Source organism: Flavobacterium sp. GP15 (assembly GCF_014281985.1).
Lineage (GTDB): Bacteria > Bacteroidota > Bacteroidia > Flavobacteriales > Flavobacteriaceae > Flavobacterium > Flavobacterium pygoscelis.
The window spans coordinates 106,559-122,784 of record NZ_JACFTC010000006.1; the positions used below are offsets into that span (position 1 = coordinate 106,559).

General features: G+C 32.7%; 19 protein-coding genes and 1 riboswitch. Of the genes, 14 read left to right on the plus strand and 5 right to left on the minus strand.

The genetic code is table 11. The features are described 5' to 3' along the window. Positions 1–34: 34 nt before the first annotated feature. Positions 35–412 carry a hypothetical protein gene (locus tag H2650_RS12625; RefSeq protein WP_188051176.1) on the minus strand — a complete coding sequence of 126 codons (378 nt, stop codon included), beginning with the start codon at positions 410–412 and terminating at the stop codon, positions 35–37. A gap of 171 nt (positions 413–583) precedes the next feature. Here H2650_RS12625 and H2650_RS12630 point away from each other — a divergent pair, with 171 nt between their 5' ends. Then, complete coding sequence (locus tag H2650_RS12630; protein ID WP_188051177.1) at positions 584–1,219, plus strand: pseudouridine synthase; 636 nt, start codon at positions 584–586, stop codon at positions 1,217–1,219. Then, positions 1,213–1,668, plus strand: coding sequence for a tRNA (cytidine(34)-2'-O)-methyltransferase (locus tag H2650_RS12635; protein WP_188051178.1), 456 nt, complete (start codon positions 1,213–1,215; stop codon positions 1,666–1,668). The genes H2650_RS12630 and H2650_RS12635 overlap by 7 nt, the downstream gene beginning before the upstream one ends. A 3-nt stretch (positions 1,669–1,671) precedes the next feature. On the opposite strand, the gene H2650_RS12640 is transcribed toward H2650_RS12635, so the two are convergent. From H2650_RS12640 to H2650_RS12650, 3 genes are read right to left on the minus strand one after another with little or no spacing between them, the layout of a single operon-like run. Next, on the minus strand, positions 1,672–2,454 hold the full coding sequence (locus H2650_RS12640) for an ABC transporter ATP-binding protein (RefSeq protein WP_188051179.1): 783 nt from the start codon (positions 2,452–2,454) through the stop codon (positions 1,672–1,674). Beyond that, positions 2,454–3,485, minus strand: coding sequence for an iron ABC transporter permease (locus tag H2650_RS12645; RefSeq protein ID WP_188051180.1), 1,032 nt, complete (start codon positions 3,483–3,485; stop codon positions 2,454–2,456). The genes H2650_RS12640 and H2650_RS12645 overlap by 1 nt, the downstream gene beginning before the upstream one ends. Before the next feature lies 1 nt (position 3,486). Then, positions 3,487–4,629, minus strand: coding sequence for an ABC transporter substrate-binding protein (locus H2650_RS12650; RefSeq protein ID WP_188051181.1), 1,143 nt, complete (start codon positions 4,627–4,629; stop codon positions 3,487–3,489). Positions 4,630–4,726: 97 nt separating this feature from the next. Between H2650_RS12650 and H2650_RS12655 the strand changes: the two genes are divergently transcribed. From H2650_RS12655 to H2650_RS12690, 9 genes are all read left to right on the plus strand, one after another. Beyond that, positions 4,727–5,134, plus strand: a complete 408-nt coding sequence (locus H2650_RS12655; RefSeq protein WP_188051182.1) for a DUF5522 domain-containing protein — start codon at positions 4,727–4,729, stop codon at positions 5,132–5,134. 34 nt (positions 5,135–5,168) lie between these two features. Further along, positions 5,169–5,678: a bifunctional adenosylcobinamide kinase/adenosylcobinamide-phosphate guanylyltransferase gene (cobU, locus tag H2650_RS12660; RefSeq protein ID WP_188051183.1), complete on the plus strand. Its 510-nt coding sequence runs from the start codon at positions 5,169–5,171 to the stop codon at positions 5,676–5,678. Between the two features lie 2 nt (positions 5,679–5,680). Then, positions 5,681–5,815 (plus strand): hypothetical protein, encoded by a 135-nt coding sequence (locus H2650_RS15940; RefSeq protein ID WP_255462902.1) that lies wholly within the window; start codon positions 5,681–5,683, stop codon positions 5,813–5,815. A 15-nt stretch (positions 5,816–5,830) separates the two neighbouring features. Then, positions 5,831–6,331 carry an adenosine nucleotide hydrolase gene (locus H2650_RS12665; protein ID WP_255462903.1) on the plus strand — a complete coding sequence of 167 codons (501 nt, stop codon included), beginning with the start codon at positions 5,831–5,833 and terminating at the stop codon, positions 6,329–6,331. A 35-nt stretch (positions 6,332–6,366) separates the two neighbouring features. After that, the gene (cobT, locus tag H2650_RS12670; RefSeq protein WP_188051185.1) at positions 6,367–8,040 is read left to right on the plus strand and encodes a nicotinate-nucleotide--dimethylbenzimidazole phosphoribosyltransferase; all 1,674 of its coding nucleotides are present in this window, start codon (positions 6,367–6,369) and stop codon (positions 8,038–8,040) included. A 174-nt stretch (positions 8,041–8,214) separates the two neighbouring features. Continuing rightward, positions 8,215–9,012: an adenosylcobinamide-GDP ribazoletransferase gene (locus tag H2650_RS12675; protein ID WP_188051186.1), complete on the plus strand. Its 798-nt coding sequence runs from the start codon at positions 8,215–8,217 to the stop codon at positions 9,010–9,012. Beyond that, positions 8,997–9,518 (plus strand): alpha-ribazole phosphatase, encoded by a 522-nt coding sequence (gene cobC / locus H2650_RS12680; RefSeq protein WP_188051187.1) that lies wholly within the window; start codon positions 8,997–8,999, stop codon positions 9,516–9,518. The genes H2650_RS12675 and cobC overlap by 16 nt, the downstream gene beginning before the upstream one ends. Positions 9,519–9,617: 99 nt before the next feature. Further along, positions 9,618–9,881: riboswitch (cobalamin riboswitch) on the plus strand. Positions 9,882–9,910: 29 nt separating this feature from the next. Next, positions 9,911–11,746, plus strand: a complete 1,836-nt coding sequence (locus H2650_RS12685) for a TonB-dependent siderophore receptor (RefSeq protein WP_188051188.1) — start codon at positions 9,911–9,913, stop codon at positions 11,744–11,746. A gap of 3 nt (positions 11,747–11,749) precedes the next feature. After that, positions 11,750–12,778 carry a YncE family protein gene (locus H2650_RS12690; RefSeq protein WP_188051189.1) on the plus strand — a complete coding sequence of 343 codons (1,029 nt, stop codon included), beginning with the start codon at positions 11,750–11,752 and terminating at the stop codon, positions 12,776–12,778. A 130-nt stretch (positions 12,779–12,908) separates the two neighbouring features. Here H2650_RS12690 and H2650_RS12695 read toward each other — a convergent pair whose 3' ends face one another. Continuing rightward, a complete protein-coding gene (locus H2650_RS12695) occupies positions 12,909–14,369 on the minus strand; it encodes a S41 family peptidase (protein WP_188051190.1) in 1,461 nt (486 codons plus the stop codon). A gap of 123 nt (positions 14,370–14,492) precedes the next feature. On the opposite strand from H2650_RS12695, the gene H2650_RS12700 reads away from it, so the two are divergent. Genes H2650_RS12700 through H2650_RS12710 form a run of 3 tightly spaced genes read left to right on the plus strand, consistent with a single transcriptional unit; the run spans position 14,493 to position 16,131 of the window. Next, the gene (locus H2650_RS12700; protein WP_188051191.1) at positions 14,493–15,002 is read left to right on the plus strand and encodes an RNA polymerase sigma factor; all 510 of its coding nucleotides are present in this window, start codon (positions 14,493–14,495) and stop codon (positions 15,000–15,002) included. Further along, complete coding sequence (locus tag H2650_RS12705) at positions 14,989–15,486, plus strand: hypothetical protein (protein ID WP_188051192.1); 498 nt, start codon at positions 14,989–14,991, stop codon at positions 15,484–15,486. Before H2650_RS12700 ends, H2650_RS12705 begins: the two co-directional genes overlap by 14 nt. Positions 15,487–15,528: 42 nt before the next feature. Then, complete coding sequence (locus tag H2650_RS12710; protein WP_188051193.1) at positions 15,529–16,131, plus strand: DUF4252 domain-containing protein; 603 nt, start codon at positions 15,529–15,531, stop codon at positions 16,129–16,131. Positions 16,132–16,226 lie beyond the last annotated feature (95 nt).

Sequence of the window (16,226 nt, forward strand, 5' to 3'; positions counted from 1 at the left end):
ATCTCTATTGGCTCGTAATACAAAATATCAAAAGTTATTCGTCTAACTTTATATTTCCTCTATCTTCATGATTGTCTGGATGTGAATTGGGATAACGATGTGCAGTAATGTCCGAATTTAAATCTTTATTTTCTACTGTTTTCATGGCTTCCTCTTCAGTAGAAACACCACGGCTTAAACTTTCATTTTCATTCCAAGTTCTTTCTTCTTCGTCTGGCAATGGCGCAATACTACCATCTACATTGCGCGCTCTTTGAACAATTTTTTGATTGCCATCTGCGTCAATTTCTACTTCTTCTTTAAGAATTGGTGCAGCAGGATTATAATCTTCTGGCAGGTTTTCCCCACTAAATCCTTCATTTGTATTTTGCTTATTATTGGTCTTTTTAGATCCTAAATTGTTATTTTCCATACTATTTGATTTTAATGAATATCATTTTAATTAGTATAATATTACAAATTTTAGCTCGCTTTTGTTCATTATTTAACATCCTTTTGTGGTAAAATCATCAAATGTATAGCCATAGAACTTTAAATTCAGTCAAAACAAAACTATCTTTGTGGGCATTCCAAAAACAATACAATGTCGCATTCTCATTTCATTATTCACAAACCCTACGGTTATTTAAGTCAGTTCATTTATGAATTAAAACGCAAAAAAAAACTGTTAGGAGAATTGTATGATTTTCCAAAAGGTACTATGGCAATTGGGAGATTGGATGAAGATTCAGAAGGACTTTTGTTATTAACTACTGATGGAATGATGAGTGAAATCATTAGAAGTAAAAAAGTAGATAAAGAATATTATGTGCAAGTTGATGGAATCATCAATCAGGAAGCCATTGAAAAACTGAAAATAGGAGTAGAGATTGGTTTTAATGGAACTAAATATATTACGAAACCTTGTGATGCGAGATTAATTACTGAAATCCCTGCTTTTGGTGCTCGTGGAAAAAAAATACGAGACGAACGTCACGGACCAACTTCTTGGGCTTCAATTACTGTGAATGAAGGAAAGTTTCGTCAAGTACGCAAAATGACTGCTGCAGTTGGATTTCCAACCTTACGTTTAGTTCGTGTGAGAATAGGTAATGTACATCTTAATGACTTACAAGCTGGCGAAGTGATAGAATTGGAGGATTTTAATGATAATATCAAAAATCAAGGGAACCAACTCTATCAAGAATCAGAAAGCGTTAATCAAAAATATAAATGTTAAATATCGTTTTAGTAGAACCTGAAATCCCTAATAATACTGGGAATATTGGTCGTTTGTGCGTGGGAACCGGAAGTCGTTTGCACTTAATTCATCCTTTTGGATTTGTGATAAATGATAAAAACTTAAAGCGTTCCGGATTGGATTATTGGGTACATCTTGACGTAACAGAATATCAAAATGTAGCCGAATGGAAAGCACAAATACCAGATTTATCGCGTGTTTTCCTAATGAGTTCTCATGCTAATACATCGTATTTAGAAACGGAATTCCAAGAAGGTGATTGGTTGGTTTTTGGTAAAGAAAGCAAAGGTTTAAGTGAGGAAGTTTTATCTCAATTTGAGCATCATCTTACTATTCCAATGTCAAATTTAATCAGAAGTTTTAATATTGCTAATTCTGTTGCTTTTGTAATTGGCGAAGCAAAACGTCAAATTTCATTGAAAAACTAATTTTTAAACAATTAAAAATTTTCCTTTTTCTTGATCAAAAATAATATGTTCATCATTGAATAAATTGTTAAAACTTCCTTTTGAAATAAAGTTGCAAGGTTCGTCTTGAATCACAGTTTCAGGAGTCATAATAATCATTTCGTCACTTAATTGTATCGCCATATCAATATCGTGAGTAGAAAAAAGGATGCATTTCTCAGTTTCTTGTGTTAGTTTTTTTAGCAGTTTAAAAAGAGAAACTTTATGTAATAAATCGAGATGCGTGGTGGGCTCGTCCAGTATGATTAAAGGCGTGTCTTGTGCTAAAGCTCTTGCTATGAGAACCTTTTGCAATTGACCATCACTGATTTCGAAATGTTTTTTAGTGGCTAAATGACAAATTTGAGTGAGTTGCATCGCTTCCTCTACTTTTGCTATATCAAGATCTGTTAATTTTCCTATCCAATTGGTGTAAGGTTGTCTTCCCAAGGCAACCAATTCAAAAACAGTAAGATTGCTTGGTGGTAATTTTTCTGTAAGAACGACACTGAGATTTTGGGCTAATATTAAAGAATCTAGATTGTGAATACTAGTACCATTTAATAAAACAGTTCCTGTAATAGTTTTTTGAATCCCCGTTATTATTTTTAACAAAGTAGATTTTCCAATTCCGTTAGCCCCAATTAAAGCGATTAATTTCCCTTTTCGCAAAGATAAATCAATGTTCGAGGCAATAATTGTTTTTTCTTTTTTATGAGAATATCCAATGCTAATTTTTGAAGCTTGTAAGATGATTTCGTTTTTCATTAGTTCATCATTTTACGTTTTCTAATTAATAACCAAATTACGATAGGCGCACCAAAGATAGAGGTAACCGCATTAATTGGTAATGTAATATCACTTCCAGGAAGTTGGGAAATACTATCGCAAATTAACATAATTAATGCTCCAAAAAGAATAGTGCCCCAAAATAAAATAGTGTGATTGCTCGTTTGAAAAACTAATTTTGCAATATGAGGAACCGCTAATCCAATAAAGGCGACTGGTCCGGCAAAAGCAGTAATACTTCCTGCCAATATACTGGTAGCGAAAATTATAATGAGTCTCGCTTTTTTATAATTCATACCTAAACTTTTTGCGTAATTTTCGCCAAGAAGTAACGAATTCAGTGGTTTCACACTAATAAGACTGAGTACTAATCCTATCAAAACGCAACTGGATAAAATAGAGATAGCCGTCCAAGATAAATTACCGAGATTTCCTAAAGACCAAAAAGTAAATTTTTGTAATTGCTCTGCAGTACTAAAATAAGTCAGTGTTCCTACGATTGCACTGGTGAGACTACCAAACATAAGACCAACAATTAAGATCGCCATAGTATCACGCAAGCGATGTGAAACCGTTAAAACAGCTAATAAAACAGCAAAACTGCCTAAGCTAGAAGCTAAAACAATTCCGTAGGAGGAGACTAAAAAGGTTGCTAAAAATGGAGGCATTAGTGCAGCGCCTAATATGACTATTGCAACTCCTAAACTCGCACCTGAACTGAGTCCTAAAACATAAGGACCCGCTAACGGATTTCTAAATAGGGTTTGCATTAATAAACCACTTATTGACAAACCCATTCCAACTAAAACCGCTGTAATCGCTTTAGGCATTCGGTAATTAATGATAATGTATTCCCAAGTGGATTTGCTTGCCTGTCCACCGGTTAAGCTTTTATATACTTCCTTCAAAGGAATGTTTATTGATCCAAAACTGATGTTTATAAAAAACAAAATGATGAATCCTAAACCCAGTAAGGAAAATAAAATAATATTACGTTGTTTATTGGCCAATTTAGTTCAGTTTTTGTGCAAAGGTAAAAGTATAATTGGGAAGTAATTCAGGATGGAAGATTTTGATGTAATCTTTTAGTACTAAATCAGGTCGGCTAGGTGCCGATTCATAATAAATTGTTCCTCCTGTTGCTCCTATTTTACCCTCAAAAGTATACACTTGTTTGGTTTTGAAAGCATCAAATTGACTGTAATGCGGATTGATATTTTCTAATTCAGCCACTGTTTTAAAAGGACCTGTAGCAATCCAAAAATTGGCGTTTTTTGCTTTTTCTAATACTTTTTCGAATGATAATCCAATGCTACCTGTTCCTTCGGTATCTGCCCAAAGGTAATTTGCCTTGGCATCTTTTAAAAATTGTGCAACCCAACTGTTGGCTTTAGCTACATACCATTGGTCTTGGTACATCGAGCCATATAATACGTTTGCTGTTGGTTTTTTGGTGGAAACTAAATTCATAGCTTCTTTGTAATTTTTTATAATATCGTCAAATTGAGTTTTGGCTTCTTTTTCTTTTCCGAAAAGAGCTCCGTACAATTTTATCCATTCTGCTTTTCCAAGCGGTGATTGTTCCATCCAGTCAGCTTGAATCAATACTTTTAAGCCACTTTTCTGCAGATTGTCGATCATTGGATTGTTATTGTCAATGCCAAAAGTGACAATAAGTTCTGGACTCATTTCGATCAATTGCTCCATGTTTAATTTTTCGTTTTGACCTACATTTTTGACCGACCCATTGTCAATTAATTTTCGAGTTTTTGACGAAGAAATATAATCAGTATGTGGGAATCCAACCAAATGATTTTCAACTCCAAGCATTTCTAAATAAGGAATAATAGTAGTTGAGGTAACAACTATGGATTGTAAAGGAACTTGAATTGTATTGTATTTTTGTAAGCTATCAGGAACTACAACGTTCTTCTCTTTTAAGATGTAAGTAAAGTCTTTATCAGCATTGGGCCAAGGGTTGATTATCTTTACTATCGAATAACCTTCCTGTTTGAATATAGCTAAGTTACTGGCGTATTCTATTTCGTTTTTTGCGTTTGAAAATAATTTGCTTTCTGATTTTTCGGTTTTTTTACAACTAACAAAGGTTGAAAGAACAAGTAGTAAAAGAATTTTATAAGAAGTAAGCTTCATGATGCCATTTTATGATTAAGACAAAGGTAAAAGAAATTACAAAAAAATCTTGTTTATTTTTTAGCCTAAAAAAATCAACAAATACTATCTTTACAACATGAATGGTAGTAAAGAAAAACAGTGTTCAAGGTGCGGCGTCGACTTTGGTTGTGGGGATACAGTTGAAGGGAGTAGCTGTTGGTGTAATGATTTTCCGCCTTTATTTGTTCCTACAACTGCAATTGATTGTCTTTGTCCTATTTGTTTCAAGCAATCCTGCTCAGAAAAAATTGATGAGTATATAACGACATTGAATCCGGAGACCGTTTTCCATAATAAAGCGGCATTGTTGCCTAAATCCAATAATTTGATTGAAGGAATTGATTACTATTTAGAGAAAGGGAATTATGTTTTTAAAGCTTTCTTTCATTTGAAAAGAGGAAACTGCTGTGGTAACGGTTGTAGACATTGTCCGTATGATTTTAAAAACGATAAACCACAGAATAAGAACCTATCACAGGGATAAAAATCTATTGAATAATTAATAATTATTAACTATAATGATATATCTGATAACCGGCGGAGAGCGCTCAGGAAAAAGCAGTTATGCCGAGAATTTGGCAAAAGAATTATCGGCTAAGCCAATGTATGTAGCAACAGCGAGAAAATGGGATGATGATTTTCAAAAAAGAATTGATCGTCATCAAAAGGATCGTGACGAACGCTGGATAAACATTGAAAAAGAAAAGCACCTGAGTGAAATTGATTTCTCCGGAAATGTTGCCATAGTTGATTGTGTTACGCTTTGGTTGACTAACTTTTTTATAGATACTAAAAATGATGTTGCTTTGTGTTTAGAACAAGCCAAAGCAGAATTTGACCAAATCGTAAATCAAGAAAACGCTACTATTATTATTGTTACCAATGAAATAGGAATGGGTGTTCATGCTGAAACGCACATTGGACGAAAATTTACCGAATTACAAGGTTGGATGAATCAGTATATTGCTAAAAGAGCGGAGAAAGTGGTGTTAATGGTTTCAGGAATTCCTGTAACAATAAAAGGATAATAATGAATTTTTTGACTTCTTGGAGTGGTGGAAAAGACAGTTGCTATGCCATGATACAGGCAGTTAATACAGGCTTAGTCCCTAAAGTATTGCTGAATATGATGAACGAAAATGGTCAAATATCCCATTCTCATTGATTGCCTTTGTCAATTTTGAATCAACAAGCCCAAAAAATGCAATTGCCTCTGGAAGGCATTCCCACAACTTGGGGCGATTATGAAGCAAAGTTTATCAGTACTTTAAAAACGCATAAAATAAAATATGATTTGGATGCCGCTGTTTTTGGCGATATCGATTTACAAGCTCATAAGGATTGGGAAGATAAAGTATGTCAAGCAGCTTGTCTAAAAGCAATTTTGCCTTTGTGGCAGCAAGATCGGATTAAATTGGTTAACGAAATGATCGAAAACGGTATCGAAACGATGATTGTTTCTTGCAATACAATAATGGGCGAAAGCTATTTGGGGAAAATCTTAACCAAGGAATTGGCATTAGAACTAAAAGAAAAAGGAATTGATCCTTGTGGGGAGAACGGAGAATTTCATACTTTGGTTCTCAATTGCTCTCTTTTTTCAGAAAGGATCACCCTTCCGAAGTTTTCGATTAAAACTTACAACGACTACTGTTTTGTAGTTTGGGAAGATTTCGTTTAGAAATTTAATGAATAATTGAGTATAAAAAAATTACGATGACCTATTTAGATGAAATTTTAAAATCCCGTCGCGACACTCGACATTTTACTACTGATAAAGTTCCTGATGCCGTTATCCAAAAAGCGCTTCATGCAGGACATTTGGCACCTTCTGTGGGTTTGACAGATGCTACTAAATATTATCTGATTAAGTCGGACGAAATTAAGAAAGCTGTCAAAGAATTGTTTTTGGACTATGATACTAAAGCAGCAAATCAAACGGATAGCGCACAACAAAAGGAAGATTATAAGGCATTAAAATTAGAAGCAATTCAAGAAGCTCCGCTTGGACTTGTAATTTGTTACGATCGTTCGGTTTTGAATGATTTTACCATTGGAACCGTAGGAAGTAATGAAGCAATTAAATTTAGTTCGGTTTGTGCTGCTCAAAATATATGGTTGTCTTTGACAGAACAAGGTTATTCGATGGGATGGATTTCGATTTTAAACTACTATCATTTCAAGCAGTTATTAGGATTGCCAGAACATATAGAACCGCTAGGATATTTTTGCGTAGGCAAACCTGCAACAGATTATGATAATCAACCGATGTTACAACAACTGAATTGGAAACAAAAATCAAAAGCTCCTTTTGTAGAAGAGATTTTAGTTCCAGTGAACTATCCAGAGTCATTGCGAGTAACTAAGCAAACTCACAAAGAGTCTAGATCAATAAAGGATGCATTACAACATAAAATTGACCATAAAACCAAGCCTTTAGGTTCATTAGGGATTCTTGAAAAACTAGCCCAACAAATAGGAGAGCTGTTTCAAACTCTGGAACCAAAAATAATTCAACCCAATATTGTTGTCTTTGCCGCTGATCACGGAATCGCAGTACATGGTGTGAGTGCGTATCCACAGGATGTAACGCGTCAAATGGTGACTAATTTTCTTGAAGGTGGAGCGGCAATAAATGTTTTTTGCAAACAAAATAATATCAAGTTATCGATTGTGGATGCTGGCGTGAATTATGATTTTCCGCCGAATGCCGATCTGATAACAACTAAAATTGCTAAAGGAACCCAGTCCTTTTTACACGGACCGGCAATGAGTGCGTCTGAATTGCGTTTGTGTTTTTCTAAAGGAGCAGAGGTAGTGGATGCTATTGCAAAAACAGGTAGTAACTGTATTGGTTTTGGAGAAATGGGTATTGGAAATACCTCGACAGCTTCGGTTTTAATGAGTATAATTACAAACATTCCACTTCAAGATTGCGTAGGATTAGGAACAGGAGTAAGTGATGAGAAGCTAATTCAGAAACAAAAAATACTACAAGCAGCGGTAGCTAATTATTCAGGACCCGAAGAAATAGAGGAAAAATTGGCTTATTTTGGGGGATTTGAAATTATACAAATGGCTTCTGGTATGTTAGCGGCTCATGAAAATAATATGCTAATTCTAGTGGATGGATTTATTTGCAGTGTAGCATTTTTAATTGCTCATCAAAAAAATCCAGAGATAAGCAAAAATGCTGTTTTCTGTCATTGTTCTGCTGAACAAGCCCATGTTAAATTACTGGATTATCTAGGAGTTCAGCCCGTTTTACAATTGGGATTGCGTTTAGGTGAAGGCACTGGTTGTGCTATTGCATTTCCAATTATCCAGTCGGCGATCGCTTTTTTGAATGAAATGGCTAGTTTTGAAACTGCTGGAGTGAATAACAAATAATTTAGGATAAGATGAAATTTGTTCAAAGCTATATTAAAAAATAAATTAAGAGTCGTCCCAATAAATCTGGAGGTAAATTAAAAATAATAAAACTGCTAACATCTTTATATGTTGCATTATAAATAGAAAATTTAATTGGCTTTAGCCAAAAAGCAAAGAGATTTTTATACTAATATGAAAAAAGAGATACACATATTTTTTACAGCATTGATGTTTTACACCCGAATTCCTTGCCCCAAAAAAATAGATCATAATCCAGATTATTTAAACAAAGCTTCTCGCTATTTTCCTATTATTGGATGGATTGTTGGCGCTGTGGCATTTGGTGTTTTTAGCTTGTTTAATTATTTAATGACTGTAGAAATAGCGGTGATTTTTTCTATGATTGCCTCTATTTTAGTTACAGGTGCTTTTCATGAAGACGGTTTTGCTGATGTTTGTGATGGTTTTGGTGGCGGATGGACTAAAGAAAAGATACTCTTAATCATGAAAGACAGTGCCATTGGGGCTTATGGAGCGATTGGGGTAGTTTTATTGTTTTTACTCAAGTTTAAAACTTTGTCTGATATAGTTTCTTCTGTAGAGATCATCAACACTAAATATCAAATCCTAATTCTGTTGATTTTTGTTTCGGCTCATTCTTTGAGTAGATTAGCAGCAATTTCTATTGTTTTTACTCATGAATATTCGCGAGAGGATGCTACAAGTAAAAGCAAACCTATAGCACAAAATTATACTTGGCGTGAAGTGGTAGGTGCTTTCTTTTTTGGTTTATTACCACTTATTCTATTAGCTTATTTTCAATGGCAATTCTTATTGGTTTTAGTTCCTATTTTCATCACTCGTTTTTTCATGGCGCGTTATTTTCAAAAATGGATTGATGGCTATACAGGAGATTGTCTTGGAGCCACCCAACAAGTTTGTGAAGTAGTATTTTATATTTCAATTATTGTCTTATGGAAGTTTATTTAGTACGCCACACCGAAACGGTTTGTGAAAAAGGAATTTGTTATGGGCAATCCGATGTTCATATTTTAGAACCGTATTTAGAATTATTCGAATCAATAAAAAATCAAATTCCAGCCGGTGCAGTTGTCTATTCTAGTCCGCTGTTTCGTTGTACGGAATTGGCTAAATACCTTTCGAATGTTATAATTACAGATGATCGATTGATGGAAATGAATTTTGGGGATTGGGAAATGAAAAATTGGGATGCTATTCCTCCAGATAATTTTGCACCCTGGATGAACGATTTTGTCAATGTAACTGTTCCAAACGGAGAATCTTTTGTGGATTTATACAATCGGGTTAATGATTTTTTAGAAAAAGAACTTCAAAGAAAATACAATGCACCAGTTGTTATTGTTACCCATGCGGGTGTTATTAGAAGTATTCTTTGTAAAATAGCTAGTTTACCACTAAAAGAGGCGTTTAATAACAAAGTTAGTTTTGGTGATGTGATAAAAATAGAATTGTAATTTACTGAAAATCAGTAATTAACAATATAACCTTTAGTTTCATTTAAATAACCAGTCAATAGTTTCTACAAATTTGTTTTAAAACTGAATTAAATTTTACCTTTGTTGCCGTATTAAGGTTGTGTATTTGCTTTTTGTGAAACACATTAAAAGGGAATCAAGTGATTGAAGATTAGCGATTTTAGATTTCAGAATTATTCTGTAATCAAAAAATTGCAATCATAAAATAAAAATCTTGAGCTGTTCCCGCAACTGTAAGCTATAAAGCTTGTTGTTATCTACAAACCACTGTTCGCTTGTGCGAATGGGAAGGTAAACAACAAGACGCAAGCCAGGAGACCTGCCTTTTTTCATAACTAATATCGAACTTTCGGGAAAAAGGTTCAGGAATTATGGCAACTAAAAAATTTCGTTTACTTTCTATTATAATGTTGAGCCAATTCCTTTTGGCTCAAAATAAAACGGCAATACCTCTCAACGAAGTAGTGGTTTCTGATACGCAACTTAAAAACTTTTCAAGTTCCCAGTCCGTTTTAAAATTGAACGATTCTATTATTAGTAAAAATCAATCTTCATTAACCTCTCTTTTAAATTATAATTCAGTTATTTATTTCAAAGAAAATGGTTTAGGAATGGTTTCATCGCCATCTTTTCGAGGAACAACTGCGCAACAAACTGCCGTGGTCTGGAATGGTATTAATATTAATTCTCAGTTATTAGGTCAAACAGATTTTAACACTGTGTCTACAAGAGGCTATAATTCAATTGATGTAAAAGCGGGCGGAGGTAGTGTTGTTTATGGCAGTGGTGCAATAGGAGGCACAATTCACTTAAATAATGATTTGAAATTTAGAAACACTTTCAAAAATAACTTAGAAGTATATTATGGTGATTTTAATACACTAAGCACTATTTATGCGGTTACCGCAGCAACAAACCAATGGAGTACTAATGCTAGTTTTACCAGAAATAGTTCTGATAATGATTATAAATTTATTGGAAAACAAGGTAAAAATAGTAACGGAGAGTTCTATAATACTAATTTTAGCACTGCCATTGGTTATAAGTTGGATGCTAAAAATACCATTAAATTGTACAGTGAGAGTTATGATGGGGAACGTCATTTTTCTATAACCTCACCAAATGCTACTAAAACAAAATACCAAGATTTTAATACCAGAAATTTATTGGCGTGGACTAGTATTTTTGGCAAATCAGTTTCTAATATGAAACTCGCCTACATTACAGAGCATTATAAGTATTTTGATGATATCGAAGAGGAAGACTTTACTTCCGGAGGAGTAAAAAGTTTTATTGCAAAATATGATTTTGTATATGTATTTTCTTCTAAAATAAATTTAAATACGCTACTCGATTACAATAAAAGTAACGCATTTGGATCTGGAGTCGGTAATAATAGTAGACAAGTAGGAGGTATTAGTGTTTTAATTAAACAATACATTACTGAGAAATGGAATTATGAATTGAGTGCTCGAAAAGAGATTTCGGATGTTTATAAAAGTCCTTTGCTTTTTTCAGCGGGTACAACTATCGATTTCTCTTCTCTTTACCAGTTTAAGTTTAATATTTCTCGCAATTTTAGGGTGCCTACTTTTAATGACTTTTATTGGGAAACGGGTGGTAATCTTGATTTAAAGCCGGAGAATTCCTATCAGTTAGAATTGGGTAATAATTTTAGATACAAAGATTTTAATGTAAGTGCTACTTTTTACGCTTCAAAAATTACGGACATGATTCGCTGGTTGCCCACTAACACCGGAAACTGGTCTCCTTTTAATACCGATAATGTTTCTATTTATGGATTTGAAACTTTGGGATCCTGGAAAAAGAACTTCAATAGTCACAACTTTGGGATTAACGCAACTTATTCTTACACTGTTTCGTTAGATGATAAAAATAACAATCAACTTTTTTATGTTCCCTATCATAAAGCTACCGCTGCTGGTTCATATTCCTACAAGAGGTTTAATTACTATTATCAATTTATGTTTGTAGGTGCTGTTTTTACTACTTCTGATAATGATCCAAAAAATATTTTAAGCGATTATACTATTTCTAATTTAGGAATGGATTATAATTTCAGTAAAAAAAATGTCTTTAAAATTGGCTTTAGAGTGGCTAATCTTTGGAATGAAATATATGAATCTTTACCAAGCCGATTGATGCCTGGAAGGAATTTAACTCTTTATTTAACCCTTAATTATTAAAAAATGAATTTTAAAAATGCTTTTCTTGGAATTTTCGCAAGTGCTTTATTATTAGCTTCTTGTAGTAATGATGACACAACTGAAAATAAAATGCCTTTAGGCGCTTATGACAAAGGTGTTATTGTATTAAATGAAGGTAATTTTGGTACACCAAATGGTTCTGTATCTTTTATCTCTAATGAATATGCTGTTATAAACAATATTTTTGGGATAGAAAACAGCAACAAACCTTTAGGAGATGTTGTACAATCCTTAAGTTTTTCTGAGGATAAAGCATTTATTGTTGTAAACAATTCAAATACTGTTGAAGTAGTCAATAGATATACCTTTAAAAGCATTGCAACTATAACTGACCAAATAAAAAACCCTCGTTATAGTGTTGTTTTAAACGGAAAATTATATGTTACGAATGCAAAAACGAAGTCAGTAAACGTTTATGATGCTAAAACATATAATTTTTTAGAAGTTATTGCTGTAAATAAAGTGGTAGAGAAAATAATTACTGCAAATGGTAAATTATACATTACTAATGGTGCATACGGAAGTGGTACTAGTGTAACAGTTATTAATCCTCAAATTAATAATGCAATGAGTACTATTACGGTTGAAAACGGAGTAAACGCTATTGAGGAAAAAAGTGGATCTGTATATGTTTTATCTGGAAATGCTGAAAAAAGTAAGTTGTATAAAATTAATACTACTAATGATACAGCAACTGCTATTGAATCTACTGTGTTAAAAAACGCAAAAAATATGGATATTGATGGAGAAAAAATATATTATACTGTAGGTAATAATGCGTATGTAATGGCTTTGAATGCTACAAGTTTTAGTGAAGCTCCGTTATTTTCAATTCCTGATGGCGGTTATTTTACTTTTTATGCTTTTAATGTTATTGATGGTAAAATTTATTCTGCTAATGTAAACGGATTTACAGCAGCAGGAACAGTAAAAATATTTTCTTCTACAGGTGCCGAATTAAAATCAGTTACTGTTGGTATGGGCCCTAATGGATTTTATTCAAACAATTAATCCAATTATCTAAGCTAATATTCAAACTAAAAAAACACCTCTTTTTCAGTAGAAAAAGAGGTGTTTTTAGTTTGAATTTTAAAACAATTTAAATAATAAATAGCTGTTAATTATTTTCTTTATTGTCTTATTAATTTTGTTCCAATGCTTTCAAAAGTCCTTCTGGAGCTTTGTCAATATACATTTGGTTTTGAAATCTATTTAATGATTTAGAATCATTGATATATTTAAATGGATCCACTTTATTTTGATTGATCATTCTACCTGTTCCTGTAATTTTATTTATAGCTACACTTAATAAAGGTTCCGTACTTTCGCCCAAACTTCCTAAAGTACTTACTGTTTCTATTACTTTAAAATTAGGTACTAAGCCCGTAAAGTAATCTCCAAACCCTTCAGAATTTACGATTTTTAACACAATTGGTTGCATAGCATAACGGTGTTTTGGGTTTCTGTTTTTATCAGTAAAAGTAGGGGAATCATATAAAGTTACCGAACCTACATTTTTACCAACAGTTATATCGCCAATTTGAACAACAGTAAGATGAGGTTTTAATCCATTTATGACCAATTCACTCGCAGAGGCCGTATTATTAGAGGTCAAAATATATACTTTATTAAGATCTAGACAATTAATAGGAGTATCTTCTATTTTGTCGGTAAAATAATTAAACAAGGCATCAGGATTTTCAGCTTCAAAATAAGAATTGATTTTTGTATTCCATTGTTGTTTTGCAAATACTTCTTTTTCTTTAGTTTTCTTTTTAATCATACTCGCTAATCGAGTGGCTGTTTGCACAGATCCACCTCTATTGTATCTTAGGTCAAGAACTAAATCTGTTACTCCTTGTGCTTTTAGTTCACCAAAAGCTTCATTTAACTTGATGTCATAATCGCCATAAAAACCATTATACATTAAATAACCTATCTTATGTGCTCCTGAAGTAATCACTTTATTAACTAAAATTGGATTTTCAGACAATACCGTTTTTGTCAAAGAAACTGATTTTCCGTTGGGAATTATGGTGTTTCCATTCAACGTAGCCATGCTAAGAACGTAAGTTTCATTAGAACCGTATAGTAAGGATAAATAATTGTTGTTGTTCAGCGGAGTACCATTCACAGCAGTGAAAATATCACCTCGTTTAATATCTTTATTCGATGCATCTGAATTATTTATTACATAGCGAACGTATCCAAATACTTCCGTACTGCTTCCTGCTTTGTAACTTAACCCAAATTCTAGTCCGTTATTTTTTGTGGTTCCTTGCAGTTGGCCTTCTAATTCTAAATAATCATCTACAATCCAACTAAAACGATCGATCGTTTTATCTACACGAAGCGCATTAAATAAGTCTTCGGGGTTTTGATAATTGCTTAGAAAACTGTTTAATTCCTTTTGGTTAGCAAAACGATTGTCATTTAAATTAGGAACATATTCTTGCCATAAATAATATTGATTAAGTCCTTTCCAGATAAAATCTTGGATTTCTAAGCTCGCTGGCGGAGCAATATCGTCATTGTCTTGACAACTATTAAAACTAATTACGGCTATAAATAGTAGGAGTGTAAGTAGGACTGTTTTTTTCATATTGGGGATATCGATATCAATTATAAACGTAAAAATACTAACTTTAGTTTTATTTTCTCTTCTTTGTAACAAAAAGAAGTGCAAATCGTCTTGAATGTAAAACCTCTCTAATAATTATCTTTTATGGATCAAAACGAGTTTGTTCTGATAACGACACCGTTTAAAGACAAAATCTTCCGACTAGCAAAGCGATTACTCGTAAGCACAGAAGAAGCAGAAGATGCAACTCAGGAAGTTTTATTTAAGTTATGGAGCAAGAGTTCAAGTGTATCGACTTATAGAAATGTAGAAGCATTTGCTATGACTTTGACAAAAAATTATTGTTTGGATCAATTAAAATCTAAGAGAGCGACTAATGTTCCGTTAAATTCTGATCATGACAAGGATTTTGATTCGGAATTAGGTAAGAATATTGAAGATTTAGACAGTTTAAATTGGGTTGAGAAATGCATCGCTCAATTACCAGAACAGCAGCAAATAATTATTCAATTGCGCGATATTGAACAATACGAATATGAAGAAATAGCGAAAATTGTAGCAGTAAGTGAAAACACAGTTAGAGTGACACTTTCTAGAGCTAGAAAAACAATAAGAGAATTTATGAAAAATGTACATGATTATGGAATTAAGTAGAATAGAAAGAATAGTAGATAAATATTTTGAGGGTGAAACTACTATTGAAGAAGAAAAAGAATTGCAAAATTATTTTTCTTCTACCGAAGTAGCTCCTCATTTAATGCAATATGTTTCGATATTTAAACATTTTGAAGCGGCAAGAAAGGAACATTCTAATTTAGAAACACCTATCTTTAAAAATCCTAAAACTCAAAAAAGAATTGGTAAAAATAATTTTTATTGGGTATCTATAGCGGCTTCAATAGTAGTTGTTTTAGGAATTGGTTTGTTTTATATGTTTGGAACTGAATCCTCAATCAAAAACAATGAATTGGGAACTTATGACGATCCTAAACAAGCTTTTGAAGCGACTCAGAATGCTTTGAATTTGTTATCAAATAATGTAAATGTTGGCATAGAAAGTGTACAGTATATTGACGAGTATGAAAAAACCAAAAACAGAATATTTAGGACGGTTCCCAATCCTACTTCTGAGTTTTAAATTTTAGAAAACCATTACAATTAATTTTAAATAAAATAAATAATGAAATCAAATAATATAATTACAAACTTTTCTGTAACAGCAGAATACAACAAAAAAGAACGTCATTTAACTAGAGTAAAAAACGGTTTACTTACTATTGCTTTTGTTTTTATTTCTAGTTCGATTTTTTCGCAAGCCGCTTTTGATAAATTTGACGGTCAAGAAGATGTAACGTCAATTATTGTTAATAAAAAAATGTTTGATTTAATGAGTAAAGTAAAAGTGGATGCTTCTGATAAAGAAACCCAACAATACTTAAACTTGATTAAAAAACTGGATAATCTTAAAGTCTTTACTACAAAAAGCGCTAAAGTAGAAGGAGATATGAGGTTGACCGCTGAAAAGTATATTAAAACAGCTGGTTTAGAGGAATTGATGCGAGTAAATGAAAATGGAAAGAATATTAAGATTTTAGTAAAATCGAGCACTACAGATTCTCAAATAAGAGAATTGCTGATGTTTATTGAAGGCGCTAAAAATGCTGATACTGTTTTGATGTCGTTGACAGGTAATTTTGATTTAAACGAAATTTCTATTCTTACAGACAAAATGAGAATTCCAGGAGGTGATGATTTGAAAAGAGCTACTAAAGGAAAGAAATAAGTAAAAATTACACACTTTGGCTTACAATTTTGCTCTTGTAATATGTTAAAAAGGAAGAGCTGCATCCTTAAAATAATTTTGTAAAAAAGCGTCTT